This window comes from Aquabacterium sp., assembly GCF_030652515.1.
In the GTDB taxonomy this organism is placed as follows: Bacteria; Pseudomonadota; Gammaproteobacteria; order Burkholderiales; family Burkholderiaceae_C; genus Aquabacterium.
Window position 1 is genome coordinate 24,454 of sequence record NZ_JAUSAR010000023.1, and the last position, 26,396, is coordinate 50,849.

Genomic DNA, 26,396 nt, shown 5'->3' on the forward strand with positions numbered 1-26,396 from the left:
CAGTGTCTACCATTTTGCTTACAAATGTAGACAGTGTCAACCAGCTGTCTTCACCCAGTAAACTCGCACCTCGAATCCCACCACTAGACTCCACCGCATGCCCAAGAAAAGCCCATCACCCGCGGCCCCCCTCGATCTGCGAGAGGCGTGTGTCATCGCCGCTCAAGAAGTCATCGCCGAAAAGGGTGTGGAGAACTTGAGCCTGCGGGATGTGGCCCGAAAACTGGGGGTTTCGCATCAAGCGCCTTACAAGCACTATCCCAGCCGTGACCACCTCTTGGCCGAAGTGATGCGACGCTGCTTCCAGAGGTTTGCCGAGCACCTGGACGCCCGTGGCCAGTTCGACGACCCCAAGGGCGACTTGGCTGCGCTAGGGCGCCAATACCTCAGCTATGCACGGGATCACCCGCTGGAATACCGCCTGATGTTCGATACCCAGTGGCCCGAAGCAGCGGAACACCCTGACCTCATCAGAGACGCCGTCCACACTTACGACATCCTGCGCAAGGTATTGCGCCGCTTGCATGGAGACTCCGCCAGCCTGCACGACCGAGTGGATCTGGATGCACTCTATATTTGGTCCACTGTGCATGGCATGGCGGGCGTGATGAATGGCAACTGCATTGACAAGCTGAACTTGAAGCCGAAGGTGATCGAGCAAGCCATCGAACACGTCATCAAGATGGTGGAGTTGGGATTGTCGAGTTTTTCAGAAGCAGGCTGATTGAAGATGCTGAAGTCCGCGGCGATTTGGCGCAACGAATCGCCTAGACATTCAGTTCGAACAGGGCGTGCTGCGACTGGCCACTGTTGCGCGCGGGCGCGGGCTGCAGCCAGATTTACATGAATTGATCGATCACGTGTGACTTTGTTTCACCGCGTTTCATGACGACTCGCAAGCCCTTGATTTTCTGAGCGAAAGTCAGGGGCTTTTCTGTTTCAGATCGTCTCACGGCAGACGGTCGAGTGGTGCCAGCGGTGGACTTCGTTGGTGCTGAAGATCCTGTTGAGGTAGCCGCTGCGCAGATCAAGGTGCGGCCGCACCCAGCAACACCTCGGTGGGCACACCGATGAGCCACAGGGGCAGCATGCTCGCCAAGGCGTTGAGCAGATGGTTGAGGGGGTGAAAGCGGAAGTTGTTCAGCCAGTACAGCCGTTGGCTGCTGTGGTGCAAGGCGTGCAGCCACCACAGCGCTGTCACGGTGTGGCGCGCCCGGTGCGCCCAGTATTTGGCGAATTCGATCCAGACGAGGGCCAGCAGCACCTGCAACAGGAAAGGCGCGCCGGTTGGAAACAAGGGCAGGGTACCGCTGTCAGGCAGCAGGGCCACGGCCAGGACCGGCAGCGCCGCTTTGATGGCCGGGTCGACCAGCCCGATCAGCGTCACTGCGCTGACCGCATCGGTGCGGCCATCGCCATGAGGAATCCGCCAGCGCGCCTTAAAAGGCATCACGCGCTCCAGAAGTGCCCCCGAGGCAAGCACCATCAGGCTGCAGGCCACGACGATCAGTTCAAGCGGCCAGCCAAGCGCCCGGCCGATCAGAAAGGCGCCCAGGCCGCCGCCAACGCAGAGCAGGTAGAGATGGTGAGTCAGCAGGGTGCGCATGGCTGTGCCCCTCAGCGGTGAGGTAGCCCAGCGGCGCGTTCATCTGATCGAAGGACAGGCTGGTGGTCGGCACGACCAAGGAGGTGGCAATGGCCCCGGGGGGGGGGAGCCCGGTGGGGCCCTGGGATTTGTGCAAGCGATTGCCGAATGGCGTTTCGACCCGCTCGCGGCACCGAGAGGGCTACCCAGTGGTCCCATAGGGTCATATCGCGGTGGAACTTCTTGCCCACCGATTGCTCTACACTTTCATCATGCTTAATCGCCTGCGCTTAGTCTTGGTGTGTCTGTTGGCCCTTGCCCTTCCGGTGCAGGGGTTCGCGGCCGCGACCATGTTGTTTTGCGTAGGCGGTTCCCACCACAGAGGAACGGCTCAGGTCGGCAACCCCTTGCTCATGGGCGGTGACCACGATGTTGGCACCTCCCATGAGCATCCGGCTGGCACGCCCGCTCACGCACACGTGGGAAATCACTCCAGTGATGCCGCAAGTCCACATGGCGACAGCGCACAGATATCGGCATCCTCCGAATCCGGGCAAACTCTCCAGCTTGCGTCCACCGTGGGTTCCAAGTCGAACGACAAATCGGTGGTCAAGGTGGATGGCAAGTGCTCTGCTTGTTCGGCCTGTTGCGCCTCCGTGGCGCTTCCTTCTGCCTTGATGGTGTTCCAACCCGTCAAGGCTGACTCGCCTCTGGTGGCCATCGTCACCAGCGCTGCGGTGGGTTTCCTCACCGACGGTCAAGACCGGCCCCCACGAACTTTCCTCGCCTGAGCGGCCCCGCACGGGTGCACGCGAGTGCGCTCGGCTGGTGACCGCATCGATGTCGCACGTTCGCCTGTTGTCAGGCGCAGAGCGTTGCAGTCCATCCCTGCGAGGAAAACATGAACCGATCCATTTTGTGCGGCGCGCTGCTAGTCGCAGCCGTCTTCACGCCCCTCAGTTGGGCGCAAACACCCCCGCCCCCGGTGGCCTCGGCGGCTTGGCCTGGGGCTCCCCGCCCCGCCGAGACTGCTCGTTTCGGCCCTGCGTCTGATCCGCTCAATGCCCAGGTGCCCGTGCCCGCGCTGAACGCGCGCTCGTCCTTGAGCGACTACCGCCCGTACAAGGATGCAGAGGTCGGCCCTTGGCGGCACGTCAACGACAGGGTTCGCGACGTGGGTGGCTGGAAGGCTTATGCCAGGCTCAGCCAGGAACCCGATGTGCCCGAGGGCGCGAAGCCCCCGCAGAGCGCCCCGGCCAGCAGTCCCGCGCAGCCGGGCACGCCCCAAGCTCCCGTGCAAAAACCAGTGCCCGGCGGCCACGCCGGACATGGTCACTAGGAGTCAGCCATGGACAACATCATGGTGAAGACTCTGCCGGGTGCAACCGAGATCGGCGTTCCGACGCGCTTGCGAACGGGGGGCGACCGCGGACCGTTGGGCCGCCGATGTACCGCGCTGCTCGTGTCGGCAGCGGCCGTGTTGCTGGGCGGCTGTGCCAGTTTCAGCCCGGACGGTGGCTTCGAGTCCGTTCAGCAAGTCACCCAGCAACGCCTGGGCAAGGACGTGCAGTGGGCCCGGACAAGCGATCAGCGCACGACCCTCGACACCCGCGTCGGCGAACTGCTGGCCAAGCCGCTGAGCGTGGACGACGCCGTCCAGATCGCCCTGCTCAACAACCGAGGCCTGCAGGCGTCATTCTCCGAACTGGGGATTGCCGAATCCGATCTCGTGGCGGCTGGCCGCCTGCCGAATCCCGGCTTCAGCTTCGCGCGGCTGAGGCGTGGCGATGAGGTCGAGCTAGAGCGCAGCTTCGGCTTCGACTTGGCGCATCTGATCACGATGCCCCTGGCACGCCAGATCGAGACGCGGCGTTTCGCGCAGGCACGCCAACTCGCCGCACAGGAAGTACTCAGCTTGGCCTCCGAGGTCAGAAAGGCCTACTTCATGGCCGTGGCCGCTGATCAAAGCGTGCACTACATGGGCCAGGTTCGTTCGGCTGCGGAGGCGGCGGCGGACCTCGCGGGCCGCTTGGCACGGGCTGGCAACTGGACCAAGCTGCAACAGGCGAGAGAACAGGGCTTCTACGCCGATGCGGCCCTCAACCTTGCTCGTGCGGAGCAGGCCCAAGTGGCGTCACGCGAACGCCTGACGCGACTCATGGGCCTGTGGGGCGATCAGACCGCCTTCCAACTGCCCGAACGGCTGCCGGACCTGCCCAAGAACGCGGACGAGTTGCCGGACGTCGAGCAAACGGCCATCGCCCAGCGTCTGGACATCCAGGCGGCCAAGCAGGGCACCGAACAGCTGGCACGCAACCTGGGCCTGTCGCGAGCGACCCGGTTCATCAACGTGCTGGAACTCGGGGCTGTCCACAATTCGTCGAACGAGGCGCCAACGCAAAGGGGCTTCGAGATCTCGCTGGAGTTGCCCTTGTTCGACTGGGGCACGGCACGGACGGCGAAGGCCGAAGCGCTGTACATGAAGGCCGTCAACCGCACGGCGCAGATGGCTGTCGATGCCCGGTCCGAGGTCAGGCAGGCCTACAAGGGTTATCGAAGCCAGTTCGAGGTGGCGCGCCACTACCGAGACGAGATCGTTCCGCTCAAGCAGCGTATCTCCGAGGAGAACCAGCTTCGCTACAACGGGATGCTGATCGGCGTCTTCGAACTGCTGGCCGACGCCCGCTCCCAGATCGACAGCGTCAATGGCTACATCCTGGCTTTGCGCGATTTCTGGATCGCGCGCTCCGACCTGGACATGGCCTTGACGGGCAAACCAAGTTTGAACACACCTGACGCCGCTGCGATGTCAACCGGCTCGGACGCCGGCGGCGGTCATTGAACTCAAAGGACACCTCCATGCTTTCCAGAAGAAATTTTGTCAGCGGCGCCGGGGCGATCAGCGCCGCAGTCGCCGCTGCCTCGGTCAGCAAGGCCGCCATGGCCGCCTTGCCCGAACCGGTACTCCAGACCTCGCCCAACACCATGCCGCCGCTGGTGCCCTCCACCGGGCGGCCCTACAACGCCGTGGTCACCCTCAACGGCTGGACCTTGCCCTGGCGCATGAACAGCGGCGTCAAGGAGTTTCACCTGGTGGCCGAACCCGTGGTGCGCGAGATGGCGCCCGGCATGAAGGCGCACCTGTGGGGCTACAACGGTCAGTCGCCGGGGCCGACCATCGAGGTGGTCGAGGGCGATCGCGTGCGGATCTTCGTGACCAACCGCCTGCCTGAGCGAACCTCCGTGCACTGGCATGGCCAGCGCCTGCCCAATGGCATGGACGGCGTGGCGGGCCTGAACCAGCCGGCGATCGAGCCGGGCAAGACCTTCGTGTACGAGTTCATCGCCCGCAGGCCAGGCACCTTCATGTACCACCCGCACTCGGACGAGATGACGCAGATGGCGATGGGGATGATGGGCTTTTGGGTGACGCACCCCAAGACCAAGCACCCCCTGATCGACGACGTGCAGCGTGACTTCTGCTTTCTGCTCAACGCCTACGACATCGATCCGGGCAGCTACACGCCCAAGATCATGACGATGCTGGACCACAACCTGTGGTCATGGAACAGCCGGGTGTTTCCTGGTATCGATCCGCTGGTGGTACGCAAGAACGACAAGGTGCGCATCCGCATTGGCAACTTGACGATGACCAACCACCCGATCCACATCCACGGACACGAGTTCGAGGTCACCGGCACGGATGGCGGCCCCACCTCCAGATCCAGCCGTTGGCCCGAGGTCACGACCGATGTGGCGGTTGGCCAGATGCGGCAGATCGAGTTCCTCGCGGACGAGGAGGGCGACTGGGCGTTTCATTGCCACAAGTCTCACCACACGATGAACGCCATGGGCCACAACGTGCCCACCATGATCGGCGTGGACCACACGGGGGTGGCCAAGAAGATCAACAAGCTGATTCCCGACTACATGGTGATGGGCGAGCGGGGCATGAGTGACATGTCGGAGATGGAGATGCCCCTGCCCGACAACACGGTACCCATGATGAGCGGTCAAGGCCCCTACGGCTCCGTCGAGATGGGTGGCATGTTCTCCATTCTCAAGGTCCGCAAGCACCAGCCAGCCGGGAACTACAAGGATCCAGGCTGGTACCAGGCGCCCAAAGGCACCGTGGCCTATGAGTTCACAGGCGCGCTGCCTGAGGCGCCACGCGCCAGCAGCGCGGGGGGGGCATTGACGCACCCCGCCCGAGCGCCCGGCGCGCCCACCGATGTCGAAGTACAGATTCGCAAGCCCGTTGGCGGGCATGGCGGTCACTGAGTTGACTCACCCATTCAGCCATTCGCATGGCCAACGTTCACCGAAAGGACACACCATGACTCATCCCATCCTCCGCTCTGCGCTGTCGGCCACTGCGCTCGCTTTCCTGGCTGCGTCGTCACCCTCTGCCTTGGCCGATGGCGCGGCAGGCCATCATCACGAGGAAAGCAGCGCGATCGGCGTGCCCGGCGAGCCCAGCCAAGTCACACGCACCGTCAAGGTCGATATGAGCGACAACATGCGCTTCACCCCTGCGAATTTCAACGTCAAGCAGGGAGAAACCGTGCGCTTCCTGGTCCGCAACGTGGGGCAACTCAAGCACGAGTTCGTGCTGGGCACGCAGAAGGCGCTGCTGGAACACTATGAGCAGATGAAGCAGAACCCGGAGATGGAACATGCCGACCCGAACATGGTCACGCTTGATCCTGGAAAGAAGGGCGAGGTGATTTGGCGCTTCACAAAAAACGGGGCCGTCGCCATCGGATGTCTCCAACCAGGGCACTACGACGCGGGCATGAAGGGTTCAGTGAAGGTGGCCGCCGCCGTCCACAAGTCTGGCAAGACTGCGCCCAAGCAATCTGACACCGGGTACCACGCTCCGCACTGATGCCAACGTCATCGCCCCAACCATGAGTCGGCTTGCATTCGTCAACTCGGCTAAGCCTCTTTACAACCTCTTCAACTTGAAGGGATCACCATGAACACACGCCACCTCATCATTCAAAGCATTTTCGCCAGCGCGCTTTCTGTGGCCGCCTTGACGGCCACCGCGGCCGACCACATGGCGCCAGGCAAGGGCGCGGCGATGGCCCCGACCAGCAGCCAAGCGACTCCGACGGCCGCCAGCGCCGCCGGCGGCGCATCGGCGGCCGTGATGGCCGATGGTGTCATCCGCAAGATCGACAAGGACAACAAAAAAGTCACGATCAAGCATGGCGAAATCGCCAACCTTCAGATGCCGGGCATGACCATGGTCTTCCAAGTCAGAAACGCCGCGTTGCTGGACAAGATTCAGGTCGGCGACAAGGTCAAGTTCCACGCGGAAAAACAGGAGGGCGCCATTGTCGTCACCGACGTGCAGACAGCCCCGTAAATCAGCCCACAGCGGGGGTGGCGCAGGCGCAATGGGGGGCGGTAACTTTTTCAAGCGAGCCGCAACATTTTCTTGAACCGGACGCATGCCACGTGGTGAACACGAAGGCAGAGGTTGGCTCGTGTCAAAACCGGGATTAGAGGGTGGCCAGCGTGGGCCCCCGCCTTGCAGGGAAGCAGGGGCCAGTCGTTGGCCAGCCCCAACCCCATCCAAGACATCGAAAGGATTCCACATGAGCCACCAACAATTCGCAAGTTGCATCGAGGCCTGCAACGCATGTGCCACGGCCTGCGAGCACTGTGCCACCGCTTGCCTCGACGAGAAAGATCCCAAGGCCATGGCCCGCTGCATCCGTTTGGATCTCGATTGCAGCGCCATCTGCCGTCTTGCCGCTGCCGCCATGGCGCGCGGCAGCGAACAGGTGTCGGCCATCTGCGCCCTGTGCGCTGAGATCTGTGAAGCCTGTGCCGAGGAATGCGGCCGTCACCAGATGGACCACTGCCAGGACTGCGCCACAGCGTGCCGTCGATGTGCACAGGAGTGCCGCAGCCTGGGCCAGGCCGCTGGCTCGTCAGTCAGGCAAGGTGCCACGGCGCATGCCCATTGATACATCGACATCTACCCACAACCCCACCGACAAGGAAGCCCACATGAACGCTGACAAACACAGCTCTCTGTCCCAATTCGCCGCAGCCGCTTTGGTCGCCATGGGCATGACCCTCGGCGCAGCGCAGGCCCAGACGACGCCAGGCGCGCCAATGCATCCCGTGGAGCACTCGCAGGGGGCGATGCACAAGGGCGCCGACATGAAGCCAGGACACGACCACGGCTCAACCGAGATGGGTGAGTCCATGCACAAGGGGATGCAGTCGATGCAGGAGATGAAGATGTCGGGCGATGTCGATAAGGACTTCGCCACGATGATGAAGATGCACCATCAACAGGCCCTTGAGATGGCCAAGGTGGAGATCGAGCATGGCAAATCCGCGCAACTCAAGGCCATGGCCAAGAAGATGATCAAAGACCAGACCAAGGAGATCGGGCAGTTGGACAAGTGGTTGAAGTCGAATCCTTGAGCATGGGTGCGATTTGATCATCAGGGGGCGTGATTTTGGGTCTGCAACACGTGCTGATGACACGGGCTGATCCACCCAGCACCTTGAAGCCAGTGCGGGATAAATGTTGGGTCAAACGACCGGGTAGCCTGCTTCCGCCAGGACATCGACGATGGCTTGGCGTTCCTGCAAGGTCTCGACGGTGACCTGGTGTTGGGCCAGGTCAACCTGAACCTTGGCTTGGGCGTCCACGGATTGGACAGCCTGGGTCACTGCCTTGACACAATGGCCACACGAGATGGAGGGAACTTGGAACTCAAACATGAGGAAACCTCGAAATGGGTTGATGAGGCACAAACTTTCAAGCTTCCCACGATGGTAAGGTCAACGGTAGGGGATTAAATCACCGGCCTCTTGACCTTCCCATGATGGGAAGCTGCAAAGTTGGTGCGTTGATTGTTCTGAAGAAAGACCATGCCATGAACGCACTGCCTGTTGCCTTTGTACCTGAGACGCCCTTGCAAGAGTGGACGATGTCGATTGAAGGCATGACCTGTGCCTCGTGTGCAGGTCGAGTCGAGCGGGCCTTGAGCAAGGTGCCGGGGGTGACATCGGCCCAGGTCAATCTGGCCACGGAGGTGGCCACGGTCCAGTCTGCCAGCCACGACGTGTTGATGCCGGAGTTGGTGGCTGCGGTTGAAAAAGCGGGCTACGCAGCGCGCCCCATTGAATTGGCCGGTGAGCCAGAAGTGGCTCAGCCACGCCCCTGGGCGCCCGATTGGTGGCCCATCGCGGTGGCAGCAGCTTTGTCGGCACCGTTGGTTTTGCCGATGATCGGGATGCTGGTGGGCCAGCACTGGATGCTGAACGGTTGGTTGCAACTGGCCTTGGCCACGCCAGTTCAGTTCTGGTTGGGCGCACGCTTTTACATCGCGGGCTGGAAAGCCTTGCGGGCGGGTTCGGGCAACATGGACCTGCTGGTGGCACTGGGCACCTCGGCGGGCTACGGTTTGAGCCTGTACATGCTGTTGCGCCATGGCGGGCACGACATGCCGCACCTGTACTTCGAGGCTTCGGCGGTGGTGATCACTTTGGTCATGTTGGGCAAGTGGCTGGAGGCGCGCGCCAAGCATCAGACCACCGAAGCCATCCGGGCGCTCAACGCGCTGCGCCCTGAGACGGCCCGTGTGCGCCGGGCAGGGCAAGATTTCGAGGTGCCCGCGGCGCAGGTTCGGATCAACGATGTCGTGGTCATCCGCCCCGGCGAGCGCGTGCCGGTGGATGGCGAAGTGACCGAAGGCAGCAGCGAGGTCGATGAGTCGCTGATCACGGGTGAAAGCCTGCCGGTGGCCAAACACGAGGGTGATCTGGTCACCGGCGGATCAGTCAACGGCCAGGGCCTGCTGCTGGTGCGCACAGCAGCGGTGGGCGCGGAGTCCACTTTGTCGCGCATTGTTCGCATGGTCGAGTCTGCGCAAGCCAAGAAGGCGCCCATTCAGCGCCTGGTGGACCAGGTCAGCGCGGTCTTCGTGCCGGTGGTGATTGGCATCGCCGTCGTCACTTTGCTGGCCTGGGGCTTGGGCACCGGCCAATGGGAGAGCGCCATCCTCAATGCCGTGGCCGTTCTGGTCATCGCGTGCCCCTGCGCCTTGGGCCTGGCCACGCCCACCGCCATCATGGCGGGCACCGGCGTGGCAGCACGCCATGGCATTCTCATCAAAGACGCAGAGGCTCTGGAGCTGGCGCACGCGGTCAAACTGGTCGCCTTTGACAAGACCGGCACCCTCACGGAGGGCAAGCCCCGCTTGGTGGCTTGGGAAGCGGCCAGCGGCAGCCAGGCCGAACTCCTGGCCGACAGCGCAGCCATCCAGGCGGGCAGCGAGCACCCATTGGCCCACGCCGTTTTGCAGGCAGCGAAAGACGAAGGCCTGTCGGTGGTCGCCGCGCATGAGGTCCGGGCACTGGCAGGCCGAGGCATGGCGGCCGTGGTGGGCGGGCGAGACCTGAGGCTGGGCAGCACCCGCCTGATGCAAGAGCTGGGGGTTGAGCTGAACGTGCTGCAAGCGCGGGCCGGCCAGTTGCAGCAAGAAGGGCGCACGGTGTCCTGGGTGGCCGATGTGAGCAAGCCGGGCCAGCCGCTTTTGCGAGGATTGCTGGCCTTTGGCGACACGGTCAAGGCCTCGGCCAGCCGAGCGATTTCGCGCCTGCACGAGCACGGCGTGCGCACGGTGATGTTGAGCGGCGACAACCGGGGCAGTGCCCAGGCCGTGGGCCAACAACTGGGCATTGACGAGGTCCGCGCCGAGGTCTTGCCCGAAGACAAGGCATCCATCGTGAATGAGCTCAAAGCGTCAGGCCTGCGTGTGGCCATGGTGGGCGATGGGATCAACGATGCCCCGGCCCTGGCCGCCGCCGACGTGGGCATCGCCATGTCCACCGGCACCGATGTGGCCATGCACGCGGCGGGCATCACGCTGATGCGGGGCGACCCGGCCTTGGTGTTCGACGCGATTGACATCTCTCGGCGCACCTACGCCAAGATCCGCCAGAACCTGTTCTGGGCATTTGCCTACAACGTGGTCGGCATCCCGCTGGCCGCCATGGGCCTGCTCAACCCCGTGATCGCCGGTGCGGCCATGGCGTTCAGCAGCGTGAGTGTGGTCACCAATGCCTTGATGCTGCGCCGCTGGAAAGGAAGCTCGACATGATTGCTGGACCCCTGAACATTGGCCAGGCGGCCGCGCTGTCTGGCGTCTCGGCCAAGATGGTGCGGTACTACGAATCCCTGGGTCTGCTGCCCAAGGTGGCGCGAACGCAAGCCGGGTATCGGCAATACGGCGAGCGCGAGGTGCACACCTTGCGCTTCATCAAACACTCGCGGCAATTGGGGTTTGGCATGGCCGAGGTGGCCGAGTTGCTGAAGCTCTGGCAGAACCGCAAGCGCTCCAGCGCCGACGTCAAACGCATTGCCCTGGCCCATGTGGCCGACCTGGATCGGCGCATGCGCGAGATGGCCGAGATGAAGCACACCCTGGAGCGCCTAGCCCAGTGTTGCCATGGCGACAGTCGGCCTGACTGCCCCATCCTGGAAGAATTGGCCGACTAACGCAGCCAGGTGATGGCCAGGCCCACCAGGGCGCACAGGCCCAGCAAGGGCATCACACCCAGTTTGAAGCGGAACAGGGCCACCGCAGCGCCCAGCGTCATCAAGGCAGACACCCCATCGAAACGGCCACTCAGGCCTTGGGGCCACAGCACGTGGTACGCAAAGAACATCGCCAGGTTCAGGATTACCCCGACTACCGCTGCCGTGATGGCCGTCAACGGTGCGGTGAACTTCAACTGCCCATGTGTCGATTCGATCAAGGGGCCGCCTGCCAGGATGAAGATGAACGATGGCAGGAAGGTGAAGAAGGTCACGACTGAGGCCGCCACGGCGCCAGCCAGCATCAGCGCATCTGGCCCCAGCACTTGCTGCGTCCAGGCTCCCACAAAGCCGACAAAGGCCACGACCATGATCAGTGGTCCGGGCGTGGTCTCGCCCAAGGCCAGGCCGTCGATCATCTGAGGCCCCGTCAGCCAGTGGTAGTGCTCCACCGCGCCTTGGTACACATAGGGCAGCACCGCATAGGCACCGCCAAAGGTCAGCAGGGCGGCCTTGGTGAAGAACCAGCCCATCTGCGTGAGCGTGCCGTCCACGCCATGGGTGAACAACAGCAGGGCCATGGCGCCAGCCCACAAACCCAGCCCCATGACCAGCACCTTGACCAGGTGGCCGCGGCTGAAGCGCACATGCGCAGGCGTGGGTGTGTCGTCATCAATCAACGCAGGCCCGTAGCCGTGCTGCGTGCTGCCATGGCCACCACCCACGACAAAAATCTGCGGTGCCATCCGCCCTCCGACATGCCCGATGAGGGCGGCGATCAGCACGATCACAGGGAAGGGCGCCTCCAGCGCAAAGATGGCCACGAAAGAGGCCGCTGCGATGCCCCACAGCCAGCCGTTCTTCAAGGCGCGTGTGCCGATGCGGTGGGCCGCGTGAATGACGAGGGCCGTCACCGCGGGCTTGATGCCGTAGAAGATGCCCGCCACCACCGGCACCTGACCGAAGGCCACATAGACCCATGACAAGGCCCCCAGAATGAACAGCGAGGGCAGCACGAACAAGGCCCCGGCCACGATGCCGCCCCAGGTGCGGTGCATCAACCAGCCGATGTAGGTGGCCAGTTGCTGGGCCTCGGGGCCGGGCAACAACATGCAGTAGTTCAGCGCGTGCAGGAAGCGTTTTTCGCTGATCCAGCGGCGGCGCTCGACCAACTCGGTGTGCATGATGGCGATCTGACCGGCCGGGCCGCCAAAGCTGATGAAGCCCAGTTTGAGCCAGAAGCGAAAGGCCTCCCAAAAAGTGACGGGGGCAGGGCAGGTGGTGGTGCGGGAGGTGTCGGACATGCGCAAGTCTAGTTTTCAGGCTGCGTCAATGCTTTCAGGTGCCAGCACGCCGCTCCAGGTTCTTGTTGTTAGAATGGGAATCATTCTCATACGCATTTGCGTGTGATGAATTTTCCATTCACCAAGCCTGGAGTATCAGATGGCTAACCACACCCCGAACCTGAGCTTGCACCGACCATCGTGAAGAAGGCTGTGGTTCTCAGTGCCCGCGAACGTTGGGCCGTGGCATCCCGTGCGTTAGCGGCGATCCTGGGCGGTTATGTGATTGCCGCGCTGTTCACTGGCGCCTTGGCCATGTACTTGCCTGGCAGCCGCTTGGAGGCGACCTTGACGGCCATGATGTTGTCGTTCGCGGTATACGCCTGCGCGGTGATCTGGGTTTTCTCTGCCCGTTCGGCATGGCGAGCGTGGTGGGGGTTGGCCGTGCCTGCGGCGGTCCTGGGCGCCCTGATCGGGTGGTCCCGATGAAAGAAGGTTTCCGTCAATCCATGGCCTGGTTGCACACCTGGTCCGGCTTGCTGGTCGGTTGGGTGCTGTTCATGATCTTTGCCGCCGGCACGGCCACCTACTTCCGCCAGGAGATCACGCAGTGGATGCAGCCCGAGGTCTTGCAGGCCCACGCGGGTCCGCAGGCAATCACCCATGCCCTGAACGCTTTGCGTCAGAAAGCACCTCAGGCCAGCCGTTGGAGCATTGAGCTGCCCACACCACGCGAGCCTGCTGTGCGCATTGGCTGGGTCGAGCCGCCACCACCTCAAGCCAAGAATGCCCGAGGCCGTTTCAAGACCGAGTTCCTGGACCCGGCCACCGGCGCGGTCTTGAAAACCCGTGAAACCCGGGGCGGGGAATTCTTCTACCGTCTGCATTTCGACCTGCACTACATGCCGGCGATCTGGGCGCGCTGGATTGTGGGTTTTTGCGCGATGTTCATGCTGGTGGCCATCGTCAGCGGCGTGATCACGCACAAGCGCATCTTCAAGGATTTCTTCACCTTCCGGCCGCGCAAGAATCAACGCTCCTGGCTGGATGCCCACAACGCCACGGGCGTGCTGGCTTTGCCCTTCCATCTGATGATCACCTACAGCGGCTTGATCACGCTGATGACGCTGTACATGCCCTGGGGCGTGATGACGGCCTACCAGGGTGATCAGAAGGCTTTCACCGCCGAAGTGTTCCCACAGACGGTCGTGCCCAAGCCCATCGGCCAGCCGGGCACACTGACCGCAGTCGAGCCTTTGCTGGCCCAAGCCCAGGCGCGCTGGGGCCAGCCGACGGGCCGCGTCACGGTGCTCAACCCGTTGGATGCCAGCGCGGTGATCGAGGTTCAGCCGATTGACGAGCGCCGCATCTCGCTCAACGGGCCGACGATGACGTTCCAGGGCAGCAGCGGTGCCTTGTTGTCGGTGCGGGGCGACGATGCGCCCGCCGCCGCTACACGTGGGGTGCTGTATGGCTTGCACGTGGCCCGCTTCGCCGAGCCTTGGCTGCGGGCCCTGTTCTTTGTGTCTGGCCTGGCGGGTTGCGCCATGGTGGCCACGGGGCTGCTGCTGTGGGCGGTGAAGGAACGTCAAAAGCACGCCAAGCAGATCCGGCATGGCATGCCCATCAGCTTCGGATTGAGGCTGGTTGATGGCCTCAACATCGGTGCGATCGCTGGCTTGCCCATCGCCATCGCCACCTACTTCTGGGCCAACCGTTTGCTGCCTTTGGACTTGCTTGAGCGCCCCCAGCAGGAGATCACCTGCTTCTTCACGGCCTGGGGCGCAGCCACCGTGTTTGGGTTGATCTGGCCAAAGCGCACCATGTGGCGGCTGCAGTTGGTGTTGGGGGCTGGCCTCTTCATGCTGCTGCCCCTGCTCAATGCCCTGACCACCGACGCGCACCTGGGCATCACGCTCCCGGCTGGGTACTGGGCCTTGGCAGGTTTTGACTTGACCGTGCTGGCCTTGGGCCTGGCCCTGGCCTCGGCGGTCTGGGTGCTGCAGCGGCATGGCAAGCACAAAGCAAAGGCCAGCCCATGAATTGGCCCGCCTTGTGCCTTGCCTACGCGGGCTTTGCTTCATTGAGCCTGGCCATGGATCGCCATTGGTCTGATCGCTTTGGTCGCGATGCGCAGCCTGGCCCTTGGCGTGTGCCTTTGCAACTGGCAGGCGCTGGCTTGCTGGCGGCCTCCTTGTGGGCATGCCTGGGGCAAGAAGGCTTTGGCATCGGCCTGGTGGCCTGGTTGGGTTGCCTCACGGCCAGCGGCATCGCCTTGGTGTTGACGCTGACCTATTGGCCGAAGGCCATCACCGTTACTGGCCCGCTGATGCTGCTTGGCGGTCTGGCCGTTGCGATGCGCATGCCGGGGCTCTGAGCCACCGCGCCCAAAGATTCTCTTCGTTTCCATCCTCATCCTGGAGCAGTACCCATGCGGCAACCGCAGTTCAAACTTGCGCCCATCACTTTGGCCTCATGGCTGTTGATGGGCTTTTCAACCATGGCGCATGCGCAGTCTTCTGTGGGCCAGAATGAGGCGCCTGGCGATGCTGCGGCGGCCCTGCCCACGGTGACCGTCACGGGTGTGGCGTCCGGTTCCTCCACCGAAGGCACGGGCCAGTACACCACTCGCGCGCTCAGCATCGGCAAAGCGGTGCAGTCCCCGCGTGAAACGCCGCAGTCTGTCAGCGTGATCACGAGGCAGCAACTGGACGACCGCAACTTCACCAAGCTGGAGGATGCCGTCAAGCAAACCACGGGCATCAACATCACACGGTTGGATGGTGCCGGGAACTACAACACCATTCAATCGCGTGGCTTCGACATTGGGGCCATCCAGCTGGACGGCATCCCCATTCCTCAAGGCGCCAACTATGCGACGGCGATGGACACGGCGATCTACGACCACATCGAAGTGCTGCGCGGTCCTGCGGGCTTGTTGCAGGGTGCGGGCGAGCCTGGTGGTGCGATCAATCTGGTGCGCAAGCGGGCCTTGGGCCGCCTGGCCGTTGGAGCCAACGCGGTGGGCTCGTTTGACTTCAAAAGGGCGGATGTGGATGTCACGGGGCCCCTCAATGAAGCTGGCACATTGCGCGGGCGAGTGGTCGGTGTGATTGATCGCCGCAACAGCCACGTGGACACGGTTTTCAACCACAAGCAGCTGGGCTACGGCACGCTGGAGTTCGACATCACGCCAGCGACCACGCTGTCGGTGGGCTACACGCAGCAAGAGGTCCGCGCGGCCATTGACCAGGGCCTGCCCACCTTCGCGGATGGGCGTTTGCTGGAAGTGCCGCGTTCCACCTTGGCGGGCCTGCGTGCCAACCGGCAGGATCTGGACACCAAAGACATTTTCCTGGAGCTTGAACACCGGCTGGACGATGGTGGTCTGCTCAAATTTTCGGCGCGCGATGTTTGGCGTTCTTCCTTCTACAGGGCTGCCCGGGCCAATTCGCCCGTGGCAGCCAACGGGGACATCCAGCTTCAAACGGTGGATTTCCTGCAAGAAAACCAGGACCGGAACTACGACGTGTTCTTCACCCGGCCCATCAAGCTGGGCGGCCTGACACACCGCATCCTGGTGGGCGCCAGCTACAACGAGAGCAAGGCCTATGGCGGCAACTTTGTCTACGGGCCTTTGCTGGCGTTCAATGTGTACCAGCCCAACTACGACCTGCCTTACCCCGTGTTGACGCTGCCGGGCTACAACGCGCTGACCACGCGGCGCGAGAAGGCGATCTATGGGCAGGCTCAGATCAGCGCCACTGACCGCTTGAAGTTCTTGCTGGGTGGGCGCATGAGTTGGGCAGAGGTGACCACGACGGCTCTCCGTGCGGATCCCGGCCGACATTTCACGCCATCGGTCTCAAGCATCTACGACCTCAACCAGGCCCTGTCGGCCTACGCTGCTTACTCGGAGACCTTTGTGGTTCAAAGCGCGCTGAATGCCGCCAGCAGAATCCTGCCGCCCCGCACCGGATCGCAAATCGAGTTTGGCTTGAAAGGCGAGTTTTTCAACAAGCGCCTGCAGACGCACGCTGCCATTTTTCGAATTGAAGACAAGGACCGGGCGATCACCGATCCCGCTGCCACGAACGCTTCGATCCCGGGTGGTGAGGTCCGCAGCCAGGGCTTCGAGGCCGAAGTCAGCGGCAAGGTGGCGCGTGGCTGGGATGTCTTGGCGGGCTATGCCTACACCGACACCGAGTACGTCAAAGCGCCGGTCACGCAACTGGGGCAAGTGTTCAGCGCCATCACACCGAGGCACAGCGTCAACCTGTCCACCAAGTACGCCTTGGCCAACTTGGGCTTGCCCGCCTGGACCATTGGTGGCGGGGTGTCTTACCGCAGCGAGTTCTTTTCGCAAAGTGGCACAGTGCGCGTGGTGTCTGGCGATTATTCGATCTTCAATGCCCAGGTGGGCTACAAGTTCAATGACCAGCTCTCATTGAATTTGAACGTTGACAACCTGTTTGACAAAACCTACTACGACAAGGTCTCAGCTCCCAGCGTTTCCCTCAGCCGCCAGAACTACTACGGCGAACCCCGCCGCGTCGTGCTGGCATTGCAAGCGCGTTATTGATCAAGACGACGGCACAGGCAAATCAGCGCCTGTGCCGCCCTGGCCTTTGCATTCAAAACTGAACCTGGGCTGACAGCGCCACGGTGCGCGCAGCGCCCAGCGCATTGGGTGTCAGCCAGTAGCTCTTGTTGCCGATGTTGCTGACATTCAAGCGCAGCGTCAGCGGCAGTTGGGCTATTTTTGTCTGGTAGCGTGCACCGACATCGACGGTGGCAAAGTCCGGGACGAAATCGAGGTTCGCCGGATCAACCGCCTGTTTGCCGGTGTAGTACACGCCGCTGCTCAAGGTCAGGCCCGGGACTGAGGGCAGGGCATATTCCACATAGACCTTGGCCAGTTGCTCTGCCACGTTGATCGGGGCCTTGCCGATGTGCGCTGGATTTTGGGTCTTTTGCACTTCGGCATCGAGCAGGGTCAGGCCACCCACCACCGTGATCTGTCGTGTCAAGCGCCCTGTGGCGGTCAGCTCCAATCCCCGATGCACCTGGCGTCCATTCTGAACATAGATGGGGCGAGCAGGGTCTGTGGCGTCGTAGTACTCCAGGCCCTTGTCGATCTCGAACAAGGCGGCCGTGAGCAGGGTATCGCCGATGATGGCTTTCAAGCCACCTTCCACCTGCTTGCTGACGATGGGGGGCATGACCATGCCCGCGTTGACCACCGCTGCGCTGTTATAGGTGGGTCCGGCAGTGCCGCCCTTTTCGAGGCCTTCGATGTAGCTGGTGTACAGCGTCAGGTTGGGCATTGGCTTGAACAGCACCGACGCGCTGGGCGTGATTCTGATTTTGTCGTAGGCGGTGATGGCACCGTTGACCGCGTAGGTTTTGGTGGCAATGCGGGCTTGGTTGAATCCCAGCAGGGCTGACCACCTCTCACTGAACTGGATGTCATCACCTAGCACGATGTTCTGATTGCGCGTTCTGCCAGCCAGGTACTTCGCGGTCACTGGCGCCAGAGGCTGCGTGGTCTGATAGTAAGGCTGGGACAAGTTCAGGTTGGGCGTGCTGTTGGCGGCCCAACTGCCTGCAGAACTTCGGTAGTTGGTGCGTTCATCGACATCGCCGAACACGCCCGCCGTCAGTTTGTGCTTGACCACACCTGTGGAAAAACTGGCGTCCAGGTAAGCGTATGCCGCATCATTGGTGATGTCTGGGTATTCCCAGGTGCTGGTCTCGGCCTTGTAAATGCCGTTGGCAGCTGTGAACGTGTTGTTGGCCGCGGTCAACTCGGAGGTGCTGGTGCGGTGGGCATATCCGGTGCGCACGCCGATCTCCTCAGTGGCTTTCCAGTTCAGTCGCAGGGCGGCGTGCTCCTGGGTCGTGTCCGTGGCCGTGAAGGGTTGCCCCCAGTATTGGCTGGCGTCCGGCGCATTGGGGTACTTTGCATTGTTGGACGTGGCCCAATATGCCTCGGTGCCGCGCATGTGGTACCGGCCGGATGAGGCGTCGAACTGCACGTGCAACCGGTCGCTGATGTTCCAATCCAGCGCACCGCTCACGAACTGGCGGCTGAGCGACTGGAAGTCAACGGAAGTGTCGCCATCCTGGGCCGCGACATTCAACCGGTAGGCCAACTTGCCGGCCTCGTCGATCGGTCCGCCGAAATCGCCCTGCACGATGGCGTTGCTGCCACTCGTGATGCCCATGGTGACGCTGTTCAAGCGCACATAGGTGGGCCGCTTGAGCACGTAGTTCAAGGTGCCGCCTACCGCGCCCGGCCCGTAAAGGAAGCCCGACAGGCCGGTGAGCACTTCTATGCGCTCCTTGTCTTCCATGTCCACGCCGATCATGTTGCTGTTGGGCAGGCCATCGACGCGCTTGTTGGAGCCCACGCCGAAGCCACGCAGAGACACGCCCGTGAAGAAGCGCGACTGCGGGTTGTTCAACTGCAGCACGGGGTTGATTTTGAGCACATCGTCCGGCTTCGACGCTTGCAGGTTCTGGATCAGCTCCTGAGAGACAACGTTGATCGAGAAGGGGGTGTCCAGCAAATCCTTGCCGCCAAGCGCGCCGACCTGGGATGCAGAACTGTTCCGATAGCCCTTGGCGACGCTGCCTTCTCGGGCCGCCCCTTTCACGGTGATCTCGGGCAACGCTTGGTCCGTGACGATGTCTTGCGCGAACAAGGGCGAGGTGCTGGCGGCCGCCAGCATGGCGGCCAAAGGCAATGGGCGCAGGGCCTGGGTTGGCTTGTGTTTCATGTGGGTACTGCTGGGGTCAATCAGAAACGGTAGGAAGCGGTGGCAACCGCAGTGCGACGCTGTCCGAGGAAGCAGTCGCCACGCGCCAGGCAAGTGGTGAGGTAAAGCTTGTCGGCCAGGTTGTTCACGTTCAGGGCCAGGCGCCAGTCACCCGTGTCGTAAGACACCATCGCGTCGATCAAGGTCACCGCGGGCACCTTGTTGCGATCGGTGCCGTCGGTGGAGGTGCCGATGTAACGTGCACCCGCACCGACCTTGAAGCGCCCGGGCCCAAAGGGGATGCCATACGTCAGCCAGCTCGAGGCCATGTGCTTGGGGGTGCCCGACAAGTGCGTGCCTTTTTCAGCCACGGAACCGATGGACGTGCCGTTGAGGTCGAAGATCGCGATCTTGGTATTGCTTTCGGCGACCACGGCATCGGTGTAGGCATAGCTGCCGATCCAATCCCATTGGCGATTCAAGGGGCCACGCGCCTCCAGCTCCAGGCCCTTCACGTGGACCTTGCCCATCTGCACGCTGTAGGTCGGATCGGTCGGGTGGGCGGTCTTGCGGTTCTCGTCGTACAGGTCGTACACCGCCAGCGTGTAGAGCATGCGCGAATCCAGCGGCTGGAACTTCACGCCGGCTTCCCATTGGCTGCCACGCTGTGGCTTGAAGGGTGCTCCGGCGATGTCGGTGCCGGTCAGTGGCTGGAACGATTCCGAATAGCTCAGGTAGGGCGTCCATCCGTTGTCCGCGATGTAGAGCAGCCCGGCCCGCTTGGTGTTGGCGTGGCTCTTGATCTTGGCGGCGGCCCTGTTGCCCAGCGCATCGGTCACGTTTTGGGCCTGGTCATGGCGCAGGCCGAAGGTGGCAGCCCAATGCTGACCAAACTTCAGCTGATCCTGCACATAGACCCCGGTTTGGCGCAGCGTGTTGGGCGGTTGTTCAGTCACGGCGGGGACCGTGAAGGCGGAGCCGTACACGGGCGCATACAGGTCGAACGCGGGCGTGGTCCCGCGGCCCGTGCGTTGCTCCGTCTTGATGTGTTGCGTATCCAGGCCAAGCAGCAGGGTGTGGGTGACCTGGCCTGTGCTGAATCGCGCTTCGCCTTGGGTGTCCAGCATGGACAACTTGGCGCTGTTGAGCTGGATCCCCACATCGCGAAGCACCGTGCGGTTGTTGCTGGTGTCGAACACCGGCCGAGCAGGGCGGCTCGCGCTGGGCACAGCAGTGAAGCTGGTGTACATCGTGTAGTAGTCCACCTTGCTGTCGGCAATGCGCATGTTCTGCCGCACGGTCCACGTCGGGTTGATGCGGTGGCTGGCCTGGTAGGCCACGGCGGACTGCTGCGTGTTGTACTTGTCGAAGCCCGGTTCGCTGCTGAAGGTGTTGAACGGGATCTGACCGTTGGGGTTGGGGTAGAGCGTGCCTTTCCACGGAAAGAACCCGATCAGCGACCCGCTTTTGTCCTCTTGGTACAGCGCCTGCAAATTGATCTCGGTGTCGCTGTTGGGGGCCCAGGTCAGCGAAGGGGCGATCACCAATCGGTCATCCGGCACGTAGTCAACTTGCGTGCCGCTTTCGCGGCCCACGGCCACCAGCCGGTACAGCAAGGTGCCGGTGTCGTTCAACGGACCTGTGAGGTCGGTGGCGAGCTGGTGCCGGTCGTTCGTGCCCACCTGCAGCTGCAGTTCACGCTGGGCTGTCTTTTGCGGGCGCTTCGACACCATGTTGAGCACCCCGCCGATGCCACCCTGGCCATACAGCACCGACGACGGGCCGCGCAGAACCTCGGCACGTTCCAGCGTGTAAGGGTCTGGTCGCGTGGTGTTGTAGCTGCCCGAGTTGCGCAGCAGGCCATCGAGGTACTGCGTGGGGTTGCCACCACGAGACTGGAACGAGTCGCCTCGGCTGTCAAAGTAGGCCGAGTTGATGCCAGCGGTGTAGCGCACGATGTCGGCTGCGGTCAGCGCCCCTTGCTCTTCGAAGGCATCACTGGTGATGACGGTGATCGCCTGCGGTGTTTCGGTCAGGGGCGTGTCGGTCTTGGTGGCCGCGGCACTGCGTTTGGCCACATAGCCCTGCACGGGCCCGACCGGGCTTTCGCGGCGGGTGGCCCGCACGGTGACTTCGGGGAGCGCCTCAGGCTCGGTGGCGGGGGGCTCCTGAGCCGTGACTGGCAGGGTGAAACAGGCCAGGGCGGCCCAGGCAATCGGTGATTTGGTCATGACTTACAACAGAGAAAGCGCAAAGGTTGGACGTTTGTGACGTTTGAACTGGCAGGCTGATCAGTTCGCCGGTGCCCATGGCAGACCTTCGGTGACTTCGAAGCTCAAGGTGCCAACGTGGCGTGAGCGGTCATAAGCCGCGCCAGCGGCTTCACCGGCGGTGGTGTCCTGATGAGCGGTTTCAATCACGTAGCGGCCTTTCCAAGGCGTCGTGATCGAGAAGCGGCCTTCGGCATCCGTGTGAAGAACCTTGCTCCACTTGGGCGGTCCGAACACGGTCACTTCCGTCTTAGGCACCGGCTGACCCCTGAGGGTCAGCACAAAGGTGTTGGCGTTGGGGGCCGTGGGCACGATCTCGAAGTCCAGCTTGCCGACTGTTTCGGTGCGTCCCGCCTTGGCATGGAAAACCGTGCGGCTTTTCCCGCCTTTGGCTTTGTCCTCTTTGGGCAGCAAGGCTTCCACCAGGCGCACGTCGCCGGAACCGGAGGTGGCAATCTCCAGGTGATCGTTCTTGCGCGTCAGAACATAGGCCTTGCCCAGGTCGGTGCCAAATGCCTGCAGACCCTTGATCATGTCCAGGTAGCCGCCAGCCTTCTCCCTGACGTCCTCGGCCCACTCGCCGAAATACGCGCGCGCAATGGGTGCCGTGCCATCGCGCTCAACCCACACCATGTGGGCACATGCCTGCCCACCCCAACTGGTCAGGGCAGCCAGGACGATGGCCGAGGAAATGCGTTTCAGCTTCAAAGCAGGCGTGGTGTTCATGTGCAACTCAATTCAAGAGGTGGAGCGCTGCCGGTCTGGCAACGACAAAACATTGAATGTAAATGCAAATGATTCGCAATAGCAATATATGAAGGGGCCAAACCTGCTGAATGACGTGCCTGCACCCCACAAACAGGGGGCAATTCGGACGCGATCCCCCTGTCAAGACCACGAATCCTTCGGCCGTTGTGTTTTCCCGTGGCGGCTGTCAATTGAATGGACGTTGATATACCATCGGCCCGGCCTCACGGGTGCTCGGAGGACTGCGGTGCCTGGAGCTCCTGCAGCCTTGCGAAATCACCATTTCAAAAGGGATCGTTGCCGTGCGTTTTGCGTCTTTGAATTTGAAAGTCCTGGCTGCTGCGGCCATCTTGCTGGCCACCGGTGGGGCCTGGGCTCAGCCCGTCACGCCATCCGCGGCTTCTTCCACCGCGCCCCTGCGCGAATTGGGCAAGCCCGAAGAAGACATCGCCGTGGACGTGATCGCATACCAGGTCAATGGATTGCCTGAGGCTTCTGCCGCAAGATTGGCGGCCATCACCGCACCCTTCACCGGCAAGGGCCGCAACTACGAAGACCTCGTGAATGCCACGGCTGCCGTGACCTTGTACATGCAGCGCGAGCTAGGCTACTACGTTGGCTTTGCGTACCTGCCCGAACAGCAGGTCAAAGAAGGCGTCGTGCACATCGCGGTACTCGAGGGGCGCCTGGATCAAGTGCAGTTGAATTGGACTGATACCGCCGTGCCTGTGCACCGCGACGTGCTTGAAAGCTACCTCGCCGCCTTGAAGCCGGGAGAGGTCATTCGCGTGAAAGACGTCGAGCGTGTTGTTTTCCTGGTCAATGACCTGCAAGGCGTTCGCACTCGCTTCGAAATCGGCGAAGGCCGCGAGCCTGGCACGGCGTCGCTGATCGTCACGCCCACCGCAGAAGCCCGGGTCAGCGGCCGGGTCGAGCTGGACTCTTTGGGCTCACGCTACACCGGCATGGGCCGCATCAGTGGCGGCCTGACCGTGGCCAGCCCCACCGGGCGTGGTGACGCCTTGTCCGTCAACGCCCTGAGCTCCTTCAGCGGCGGTTTGGCATTCGCGGGTGTGAGCTACGTGTCGCCCGTCGGTTCGAATGGCTGGAGGCTTGGTGCAGCCCTTTCCAAAGTGCGCTACGAGCTGGACAAAGAGTATGTTTCTTCTGACCTGACTGGCACCGTTGTCGCGGCCAGCGGCTTTGCGCTGTACCCGGTGGTGCGTTCGCGCAACCTCAATGTCTTCGGCTTGCTGAGCTATGAGAACAAGCGATTCGACGATCAGGATGCTGGCATGGCGTCTCGCAAGACCAGTGATGACGTGCAGTTGGGCGTGGTGGGTGATTTCCGAGACAACTGGCTGAATGGCGGTGTCAACACCTACGAACTCAGCTGGCTGCAAGGCCGGATGAAGTTCGATGCGGCTGATGCCACGACCGTGGGCCTGAAAACCAATTTTGGCAAGGCCAATCTGGGCTACTCCCGCCTGCAAAACCTGGTGAGCGGCCGACTGCAGCTGTACGCACGTTACAAAGGGCAGATTGCCGGGACCACCCTGGACGCCACCGAGCGCTTCGCGGTGGGTGGGCCCACGGGCGTTCGTGCCTTTGCCCCGGGCGAGGCCGCTGGTGACACGGCCCATGTGGTGAACACGGAATTGCGATTCTTGCCACCGGAGGCCTGGTTTGGGCGCTTTGCGCACGAATTGGCATTCAGCACTTTTTATGATTGGGGCCATGCCAGGCTGGCGCCCAACTCGCAATCGGCATCGACCAGCCGCAGCCTCAGTGGTTATGGCTTGGGCATGATCTGGGCCCGCCCCAGTGATTTTGCGTTGCGCCTGAACCTGGCTTGGCGTGCCACGGGCGAGCCGCTGGCCGACAACAACACCCACCAGCCGCGTGCCAATGCCGTGCTGACCAAGAACTTCTGAGCATGAATGTCGAGGCTATCCACATGACCGATCAATCACCTTTTTCTTGCGCCCACCATCGCCTGGTGCAGATCTCTTTGGCGGTGTGCTGTGCCGGTTTGTCTTCAATGGCTTGGGCTCAGGAGACAGCTTCTGCCCCTGCGTCAGGGCAATCTTCATTCGGCATGATGCCCCCTGGCGTGGCTGCCAAGAATTCCGCAGTCAAGACCATTGAGCAAACCCAAGGCACGCCAGCGACTCGGGCATTGAAGCAGGGCGATGCACTCAACATCCGTGGTGGTTTGATCACCCAGGTTGGCTCGGGGCAACCCGTGTCGGAAGGCAGCCGCGTCTTGCGTTTGCCTGGCAAGTGCACGCCCAAAACCAACAGCCTGGATTGCGTGGCCGAGGCCGGGCAGGCGCCGACTGGCGCCAATGTTTCATCCAGGGTTCGCAATAGCGTGATCGGAGAGGTTGGCGCTGGGCGCGCCGCGACCGAGGGCAGTGGCACCGTCAAGCGTAAGGACGCCTGCACACCAGCCCCTGGCAAGCTGACATGCGAATAACAAGAGTCACCGCTTGATACAAGAACCCCGCCTTGAAGGCGGGGTTCTTGTTGGTGCGGGGCGTCAATGCGGCAAGCTGTGCCCAGGCCCTCCAGACAATTCCCTGAAGTGCATGTCACTCAGGGCATCGGGTTGAGCCTGTTCCGCCGTGATGGCGTCAACGGGCTGAATGTTCTGCGCAAGCATGCCTTTGGGGCCGGCTATCAGTTCGTACTGAACTTTCGAGCCCTGCTTGAGCGTGCGGAAACCATCCATCTGGATGGCTGAAAAGTGGGCGAAAACATCTCCGCCACCCTGATCGGGCTCAATGAAGCCAAACCCTTTGGCATCGTTGAACCACTTGACAGTGCCTATTGCCATACTGTCCCTCCTGTTAGTTTGTTGTCATTTTCTAGTCCGAATCCACGGGTGTCAAGCACCAAGGATCCGGCTGGGTTTCCGGCCTTGACATGGCTTTGATTTTGTAATGTGAAATTCAGATGAAATCCAGCGCTTTGCTCCAAGCTGCGTTCAGCACCGGCATGCCTGAACAATCCACGGTGCTTTGAAAAGTCGTGAAAGCTGGGTGAATTTCCCCCCTTGAAGTCAGGTGGGTTACCGCAACATGTGAAGACACAAAGCAATCGCGTCTCGTAGAATGAATTCATGACTGAACCGTTACAACCCCACTCATCCGAACCGCCCGTTGGGCCTGGTGAAGGTGGAGAGGGGCTGGCCATTGCCGAAAAAGAAACTGTCAGCCTGGAGCCGCCAAAGCTCTACAGGGTGGTGATGCTCAACGATGACTTCACCCCCATGGAATTCGTGATCATCGTCTTGCAGGAATATTTCCGTCACGACATCGAGACAGCGACGCAAATCATGCTCAAAATCCACCACGAAGGTCGTGGTGTGTGCGGGGTCTATACCAAAGACGTCGCGGCCACGAAGGTCGAACTCGTTCTTGCCGCCGCCCGCAGAGCCGGGCACCCCCTGCAGTGCATTCTGGAGACCGCATGATTGCGCAAGAGTTGGAAGTGAGTCTGCACATGGCCTTTGTCGAGGCCCGTCAGCAACGCCACGAGTTCATCACCGTCGAGCACCTGTTGCTCGCCTTGATTGACAACCCCTCCGCTTCCGAGGTGTTGAAAGCTTGTGCGGCCAACCTGGAAGAGTTGCGCAAGAACCTTGATCAGTTCGTGCGTGACAACACCCCCACCGTGGGCGGTACCGACGAAGTCGATACCCAGCCGACCCTGGGCTTCCAGCGTGTCATTCAGCGCGCCATCATGCATGTCCAATCCTCGGGCAGTGGCAAGAAGGAAGTCACCGGTGCCAATGTGCTGGTGGCCATCTTCGGCGAGAAGGATTCGCACGCGGTGTACTACTTGCACCAGCAGGGCGTGACACGCCTGGACGTGGTGAACTACATCGCCCATGGCATCCGCAAGGCCGATCCTCCTGAGCCCATCAAGTCTTCTTCAGAGTCCAGCCCCGCTGAGACCGAGAAGGAGGAGGGCGGCGAGCCCAAGGCGTCTCCGCTGGAGCAATACACCCAGAACATCAATGTGCTGGCCCGTGAAGGCAAGATCGATCCCCTGATCGGTCGTGACCACGAGGTGGAGCGGGTCATTCAGATCCTGTGCCGTCGCCGCAAGAACAACCCACTGCTGGTGGGTGAAGCTGGCGTGGGCAAGACCGCAATCGCCGAGGGCCTG

At 62.2% G+C, this 26,396-nt stretch carries 25 protein-coding genes and 1 pseudogene; 19 read left to right on the top strand and 7 right to left on the bottom strand.

Going from position 1 to position 26,396, the window contains the following annotated elements; genetic code table 11:
- The first annotated feature begins 97 nt into the window (after positions 1-97).
- Complete coding sequence (locus Q7V20_RS03795) at positions 98-724, top strand: TetR/AcrR family transcriptional regulator (protein WP_304787333.1); 627 nt, start codon at positions 98-100, stop codon at positions 722-724.
- A 303-nt stretch (positions 725-1,027) separates the two neighbouring features.
- Here Q7V20_RS03795 and Q7V20_RS03800 read toward each other — a convergent pair whose 3' ends face one another.
- The gene (locus tag Q7V20_RS03800) at positions 1,028-1,606 is read right to left on the bottom strand and encodes a sterol desaturase family protein (protein ID WP_304787335.1); all 579 of its coding nucleotides are present in this window, start codon (positions 1,604-1,606) and stop codon (positions 1,028-1,030) included.
- A gap of 557 nt (positions 1,607-2,163) precedes the next feature.
- Here Q7V20_RS03800 and Q7V20_RS03805 point away from each other — a divergent pair.
- The 8 genes from Q7V20_RS03805 to Q7V20_RS03840 all read left to right on the top strand — a co-directional run bounded on the left by Q7V20_RS03805 (position 2,164) and on the right by Q7V20_RS03840 (position 8,035).
- Entirely contained in the window at positions 2,164-2,376 is a 213-nt protein-coding gene (locus tag Q7V20_RS03805; protein ID WP_304787337.1) for a hypothetical protein, read from the top strand.
- A gap of 110 nt (positions 2,377-2,486) precedes the next feature.
- Positions 2,487-2,924, top strand: coding sequence for a hypothetical protein (locus tag Q7V20_RS03810; protein WP_304787341.1), 438 nt, complete (start codon positions 2,487-2,489; stop codon positions 2,922-2,924).
- A 9-nt stretch (positions 2,925-2,933) separates the two neighbouring features.
- Positions 2,934-4,427, top strand: a complete 1,494-nt coding sequence (locus Q7V20_RS03815; protein ID WP_304787343.1) for a TolC family protein — start codon at positions 2,934-2,936, stop codon at positions 4,425-4,427.
- A 17-nt stretch (positions 4,428-4,444) separates the two neighbouring features.
- The gene (locus tag Q7V20_RS03820) at positions 4,445-5,866 is read left to right on the top strand and encodes a multicopper oxidase family protein (RefSeq protein WP_304787346.1); all 1,422 of its coding nucleotides are present in this window, start codon (positions 4,445-4,447) and stop codon (positions 5,864-5,866) included.
- A 55-nt stretch (positions 5,867-5,921) separates the two neighbouring features.
- Positions 5,922-6,473 carry a cupredoxin family protein gene (locus Q7V20_RS03825; RefSeq protein WP_304787347.1) on the top strand — a complete coding sequence of 184 codons (552 nt, stop codon included), beginning with the start codon at positions 5,922-5,924 and terminating at the stop codon, positions 6,471-6,473.
- Between the two features lie 90 nt (positions 6,474-6,563).
- The gene (locus Q7V20_RS03830; RefSeq protein ID WP_304787349.1) at positions 6,564-6,959 is read left to right on the top strand and encodes a copper-binding protein; all 396 of its coding nucleotides are present in this window, start codon (positions 6,564-6,566) and stop codon (positions 6,957-6,959) included.
- Positions 6,960-7,191: 232 nt separating this feature from the next.
- Complete coding sequence (locus Q7V20_RS03835) at positions 7,192-7,566, top strand: four-helix bundle copper-binding protein (RefSeq protein ID WP_304787351.1); 375 nt, start codon at positions 7,192-7,194, stop codon at positions 7,564-7,566.
- A 43-nt stretch (positions 7,567-7,609) separates the two neighbouring features.
- Positions 7,610-8,035, top strand: coding sequence for a DUF305 domain-containing protein (locus tag Q7V20_RS03840; RefSeq protein WP_304787354.1), 426 nt, complete (start codon positions 7,610-7,612; stop codon positions 8,033-8,035).
- Positions 8,036-8,146: 111 nt separating this feature from the next.
- On the opposite strand, the gene Q7V20_RS03845 is transcribed toward Q7V20_RS03840, so the two are convergent.
- Positions 8,147-8,338, bottom strand: coding sequence for a heavy-metal-associated domain-containing protein (locus Q7V20_RS03845; RefSeq protein WP_304787357.1), 192 nt, complete (start codon positions 8,336-8,338; stop codon positions 8,147-8,149).
- Between the two features lie 155 nt (positions 8,339-8,493).
- On the opposite strand from Q7V20_RS03845, the gene Q7V20_RS03850 reads away from it, so the two are divergent.
- Both Q7V20_RS03850 and cueR read left to right on the top strand, forming a co-directional pair.
- Positions 8,494-10,722: a cation-translocating P-type ATPase gene (locus Q7V20_RS03850; RefSeq protein ID WP_304787359.1), complete on the top strand. Its 2,229-nt coding sequence runs from the start codon at positions 8,494-8,496 to the stop codon at positions 10,720-10,722.
- The gene (cueR, locus tag Q7V20_RS03855) at positions 10,719-11,120 is read left to right on the top strand and encodes a Cu(I)-responsive transcriptional regulator (protein ID WP_304787361.1); all 402 of its coding nucleotides are present in this window, start codon (positions 10,719-10,721) and stop codon (positions 11,118-11,120) included. The genes Q7V20_RS03850 and cueR overlap by 4 nt, the downstream gene beginning before the upstream one ends.
- Here cueR and chrA read toward each other — a convergent pair.
- Positions 11,117-12,463: a chromate efflux transporter gene (chrA, locus tag Q7V20_RS03860; protein WP_304787363.1), complete on the bottom strand. Its 1,347-nt coding sequence runs from the start codon at positions 12,461-12,463 to the stop codon at positions 11,117-11,119. The two genes, cueR and chrA, sit on opposite strands and share 4 nt — an antisense overlap.
- A gap of 180 nt (positions 12,464-12,643) precedes the next feature.
- Between chrA and Q7V20_RS03865 the strand changes: the two genes are divergently transcribed.
- From Q7V20_RS03865 to Q7V20_RS03880, 4 genes are read left to right on the top strand one after another with little or no spacing between them, the layout of a single operon-like run.
- Positions 12,644-12,931: a DUF3649 domain-containing protein gene (locus tag Q7V20_RS03865; protein ID WP_304787365.1), complete on the top strand. Its 288-nt coding sequence runs from the start codon at positions 12,644-12,646 to the stop codon at positions 12,929-12,931.
- Positions 12,928-14,484: a PepSY domain-containing protein gene (locus Q7V20_RS03870; protein ID WP_304787367.1), complete on the top strand. Its 1,557-nt coding sequence runs from the start codon at positions 12,928-12,930 to the stop codon at positions 14,482-14,484. Before Q7V20_RS03865 ends, Q7V20_RS03870 begins: the two co-directional genes overlap by 4 nt.
- On the top strand, positions 14,481-14,819 hold the full coding sequence (locus Q7V20_RS03875) for a DUF3325 domain-containing protein (RefSeq protein WP_304787370.1): 339 nt from the start codon (positions 14,481-14,483) through the stop codon (positions 14,817-14,819). The genes Q7V20_RS03870 and Q7V20_RS03875 overlap by 4 nt, the downstream gene beginning before the upstream one ends.
- A gap of 54 nt (positions 14,820-14,873) precedes the next feature.
- Positions 14,874-17,024 carry a TonB-dependent siderophore receptor gene (locus tag Q7V20_RS03880; RefSeq protein ID WP_304787372.1) on the top strand — a complete coding sequence of 717 codons (2,151 nt, stop codon included), beginning with the start codon at positions 14,874-14,876 and terminating at the stop codon, positions 17,022-17,024.
- Positions 17,025-17,076: 52 nt separating this feature from the next.
- Here the strand turns inward: Q7V20_RS03880 and Q7V20_RS03885 are convergent, their stop codons facing one another.
- The 3 genes from Q7V20_RS03885 to Q7V20_RS03895 are packed head-to-tail and all read right to left on the bottom strand — an operon-like array spanning position 17,077 to position 22,199.
- Entirely contained in the window at positions 17,077-19,224 is a 2,148-nt protein-coding gene (locus Q7V20_RS03885; RefSeq protein WP_304787374.1) for a TonB-dependent siderophore receptor, read from the bottom strand.
- 20 nt (positions 19,225-19,244) lie between these two features.
- Positions 19,245-21,434 carry a TonB-dependent siderophore receptor gene (locus tag Q7V20_RS03890; protein WP_304787377.1) on the bottom strand — a complete coding sequence of 730 codons (2,190 nt, stop codon included), beginning with the start codon at positions 21,432-21,434 and terminating at the stop codon, positions 19,245-19,247.
- Positions 21,435-21,494: 60 nt separating this feature from the next.
- Positions 21,495-22,199: a DUF4198 domain-containing protein gene (locus Q7V20_RS03895; RefSeq protein WP_304787379.1), complete on the bottom strand. Its 705-nt coding sequence runs from the start codon at positions 22,197-22,199 to the stop codon at positions 21,495-21,497.
- 323 nt (positions 22,200-22,522) lie between these two features.
- On the opposite strand from Q7V20_RS03895, the gene Q7V20_RS03900 reads away from it, so the two are divergent.
- Positions 22,523-24,154, top strand: coding sequence for a ShlB/FhaC/HecB family hemolysin secretion/activation protein (locus Q7V20_RS03900; protein ID WP_304787381.1), 1,632 nt, complete (start codon positions 22,523-22,525; stop codon positions 24,152-24,154).
- A 164-nt stretch (positions 24,155-24,318) separates the two neighbouring features.
- Entirely contained in the window at positions 24,319-24,699 is a 381-nt protein-coding gene (locus tag Q7V20_RS03905) for a hypothetical protein (RefSeq protein WP_304787384.1), read from the top strand.
- Positions 24,700-24,864: 165 nt separating this feature from the next.
- On the opposite strand, the pseudogene Q7V20_RS03910 reads toward Q7V20_RS03905, so the two are convergent.
- Positions 24,865-25,059: pseudogene (locus Q7V20_RS03910) on the bottom strand (cold-shock protein); the annotation flags it as partial.
- Positions 25,060-25,344: 285 nt separating this feature from the next.
- On the opposite strand from Q7V20_RS03910, the gene clpS reads away from it, so the two are divergent.
- Both clpS and Q7V20_RS03920 read left to right on the top strand, forming a co-directional pair.
- Positions 25,345-25,698 carry an ATP-dependent Clp protease adapter ClpS gene (clpS, locus tag Q7V20_RS03915; RefSeq protein WP_304787388.1) on the top strand — a complete coding sequence of 118 codons (354 nt, stop codon included), beginning with the start codon at positions 25,345-25,347 and terminating at the stop codon, positions 25,696-25,698.
- The coding region (locus Q7V20_RS03920) for a Clp protease N-terminal domain-containing protein (protein WP_304787390.1) at positions 25,695-26,396 on the top strand (702 nt) is incomplete at its 3' end. The genes clpS and Q7V20_RS03920, both read left to right, overlap by 4 nt.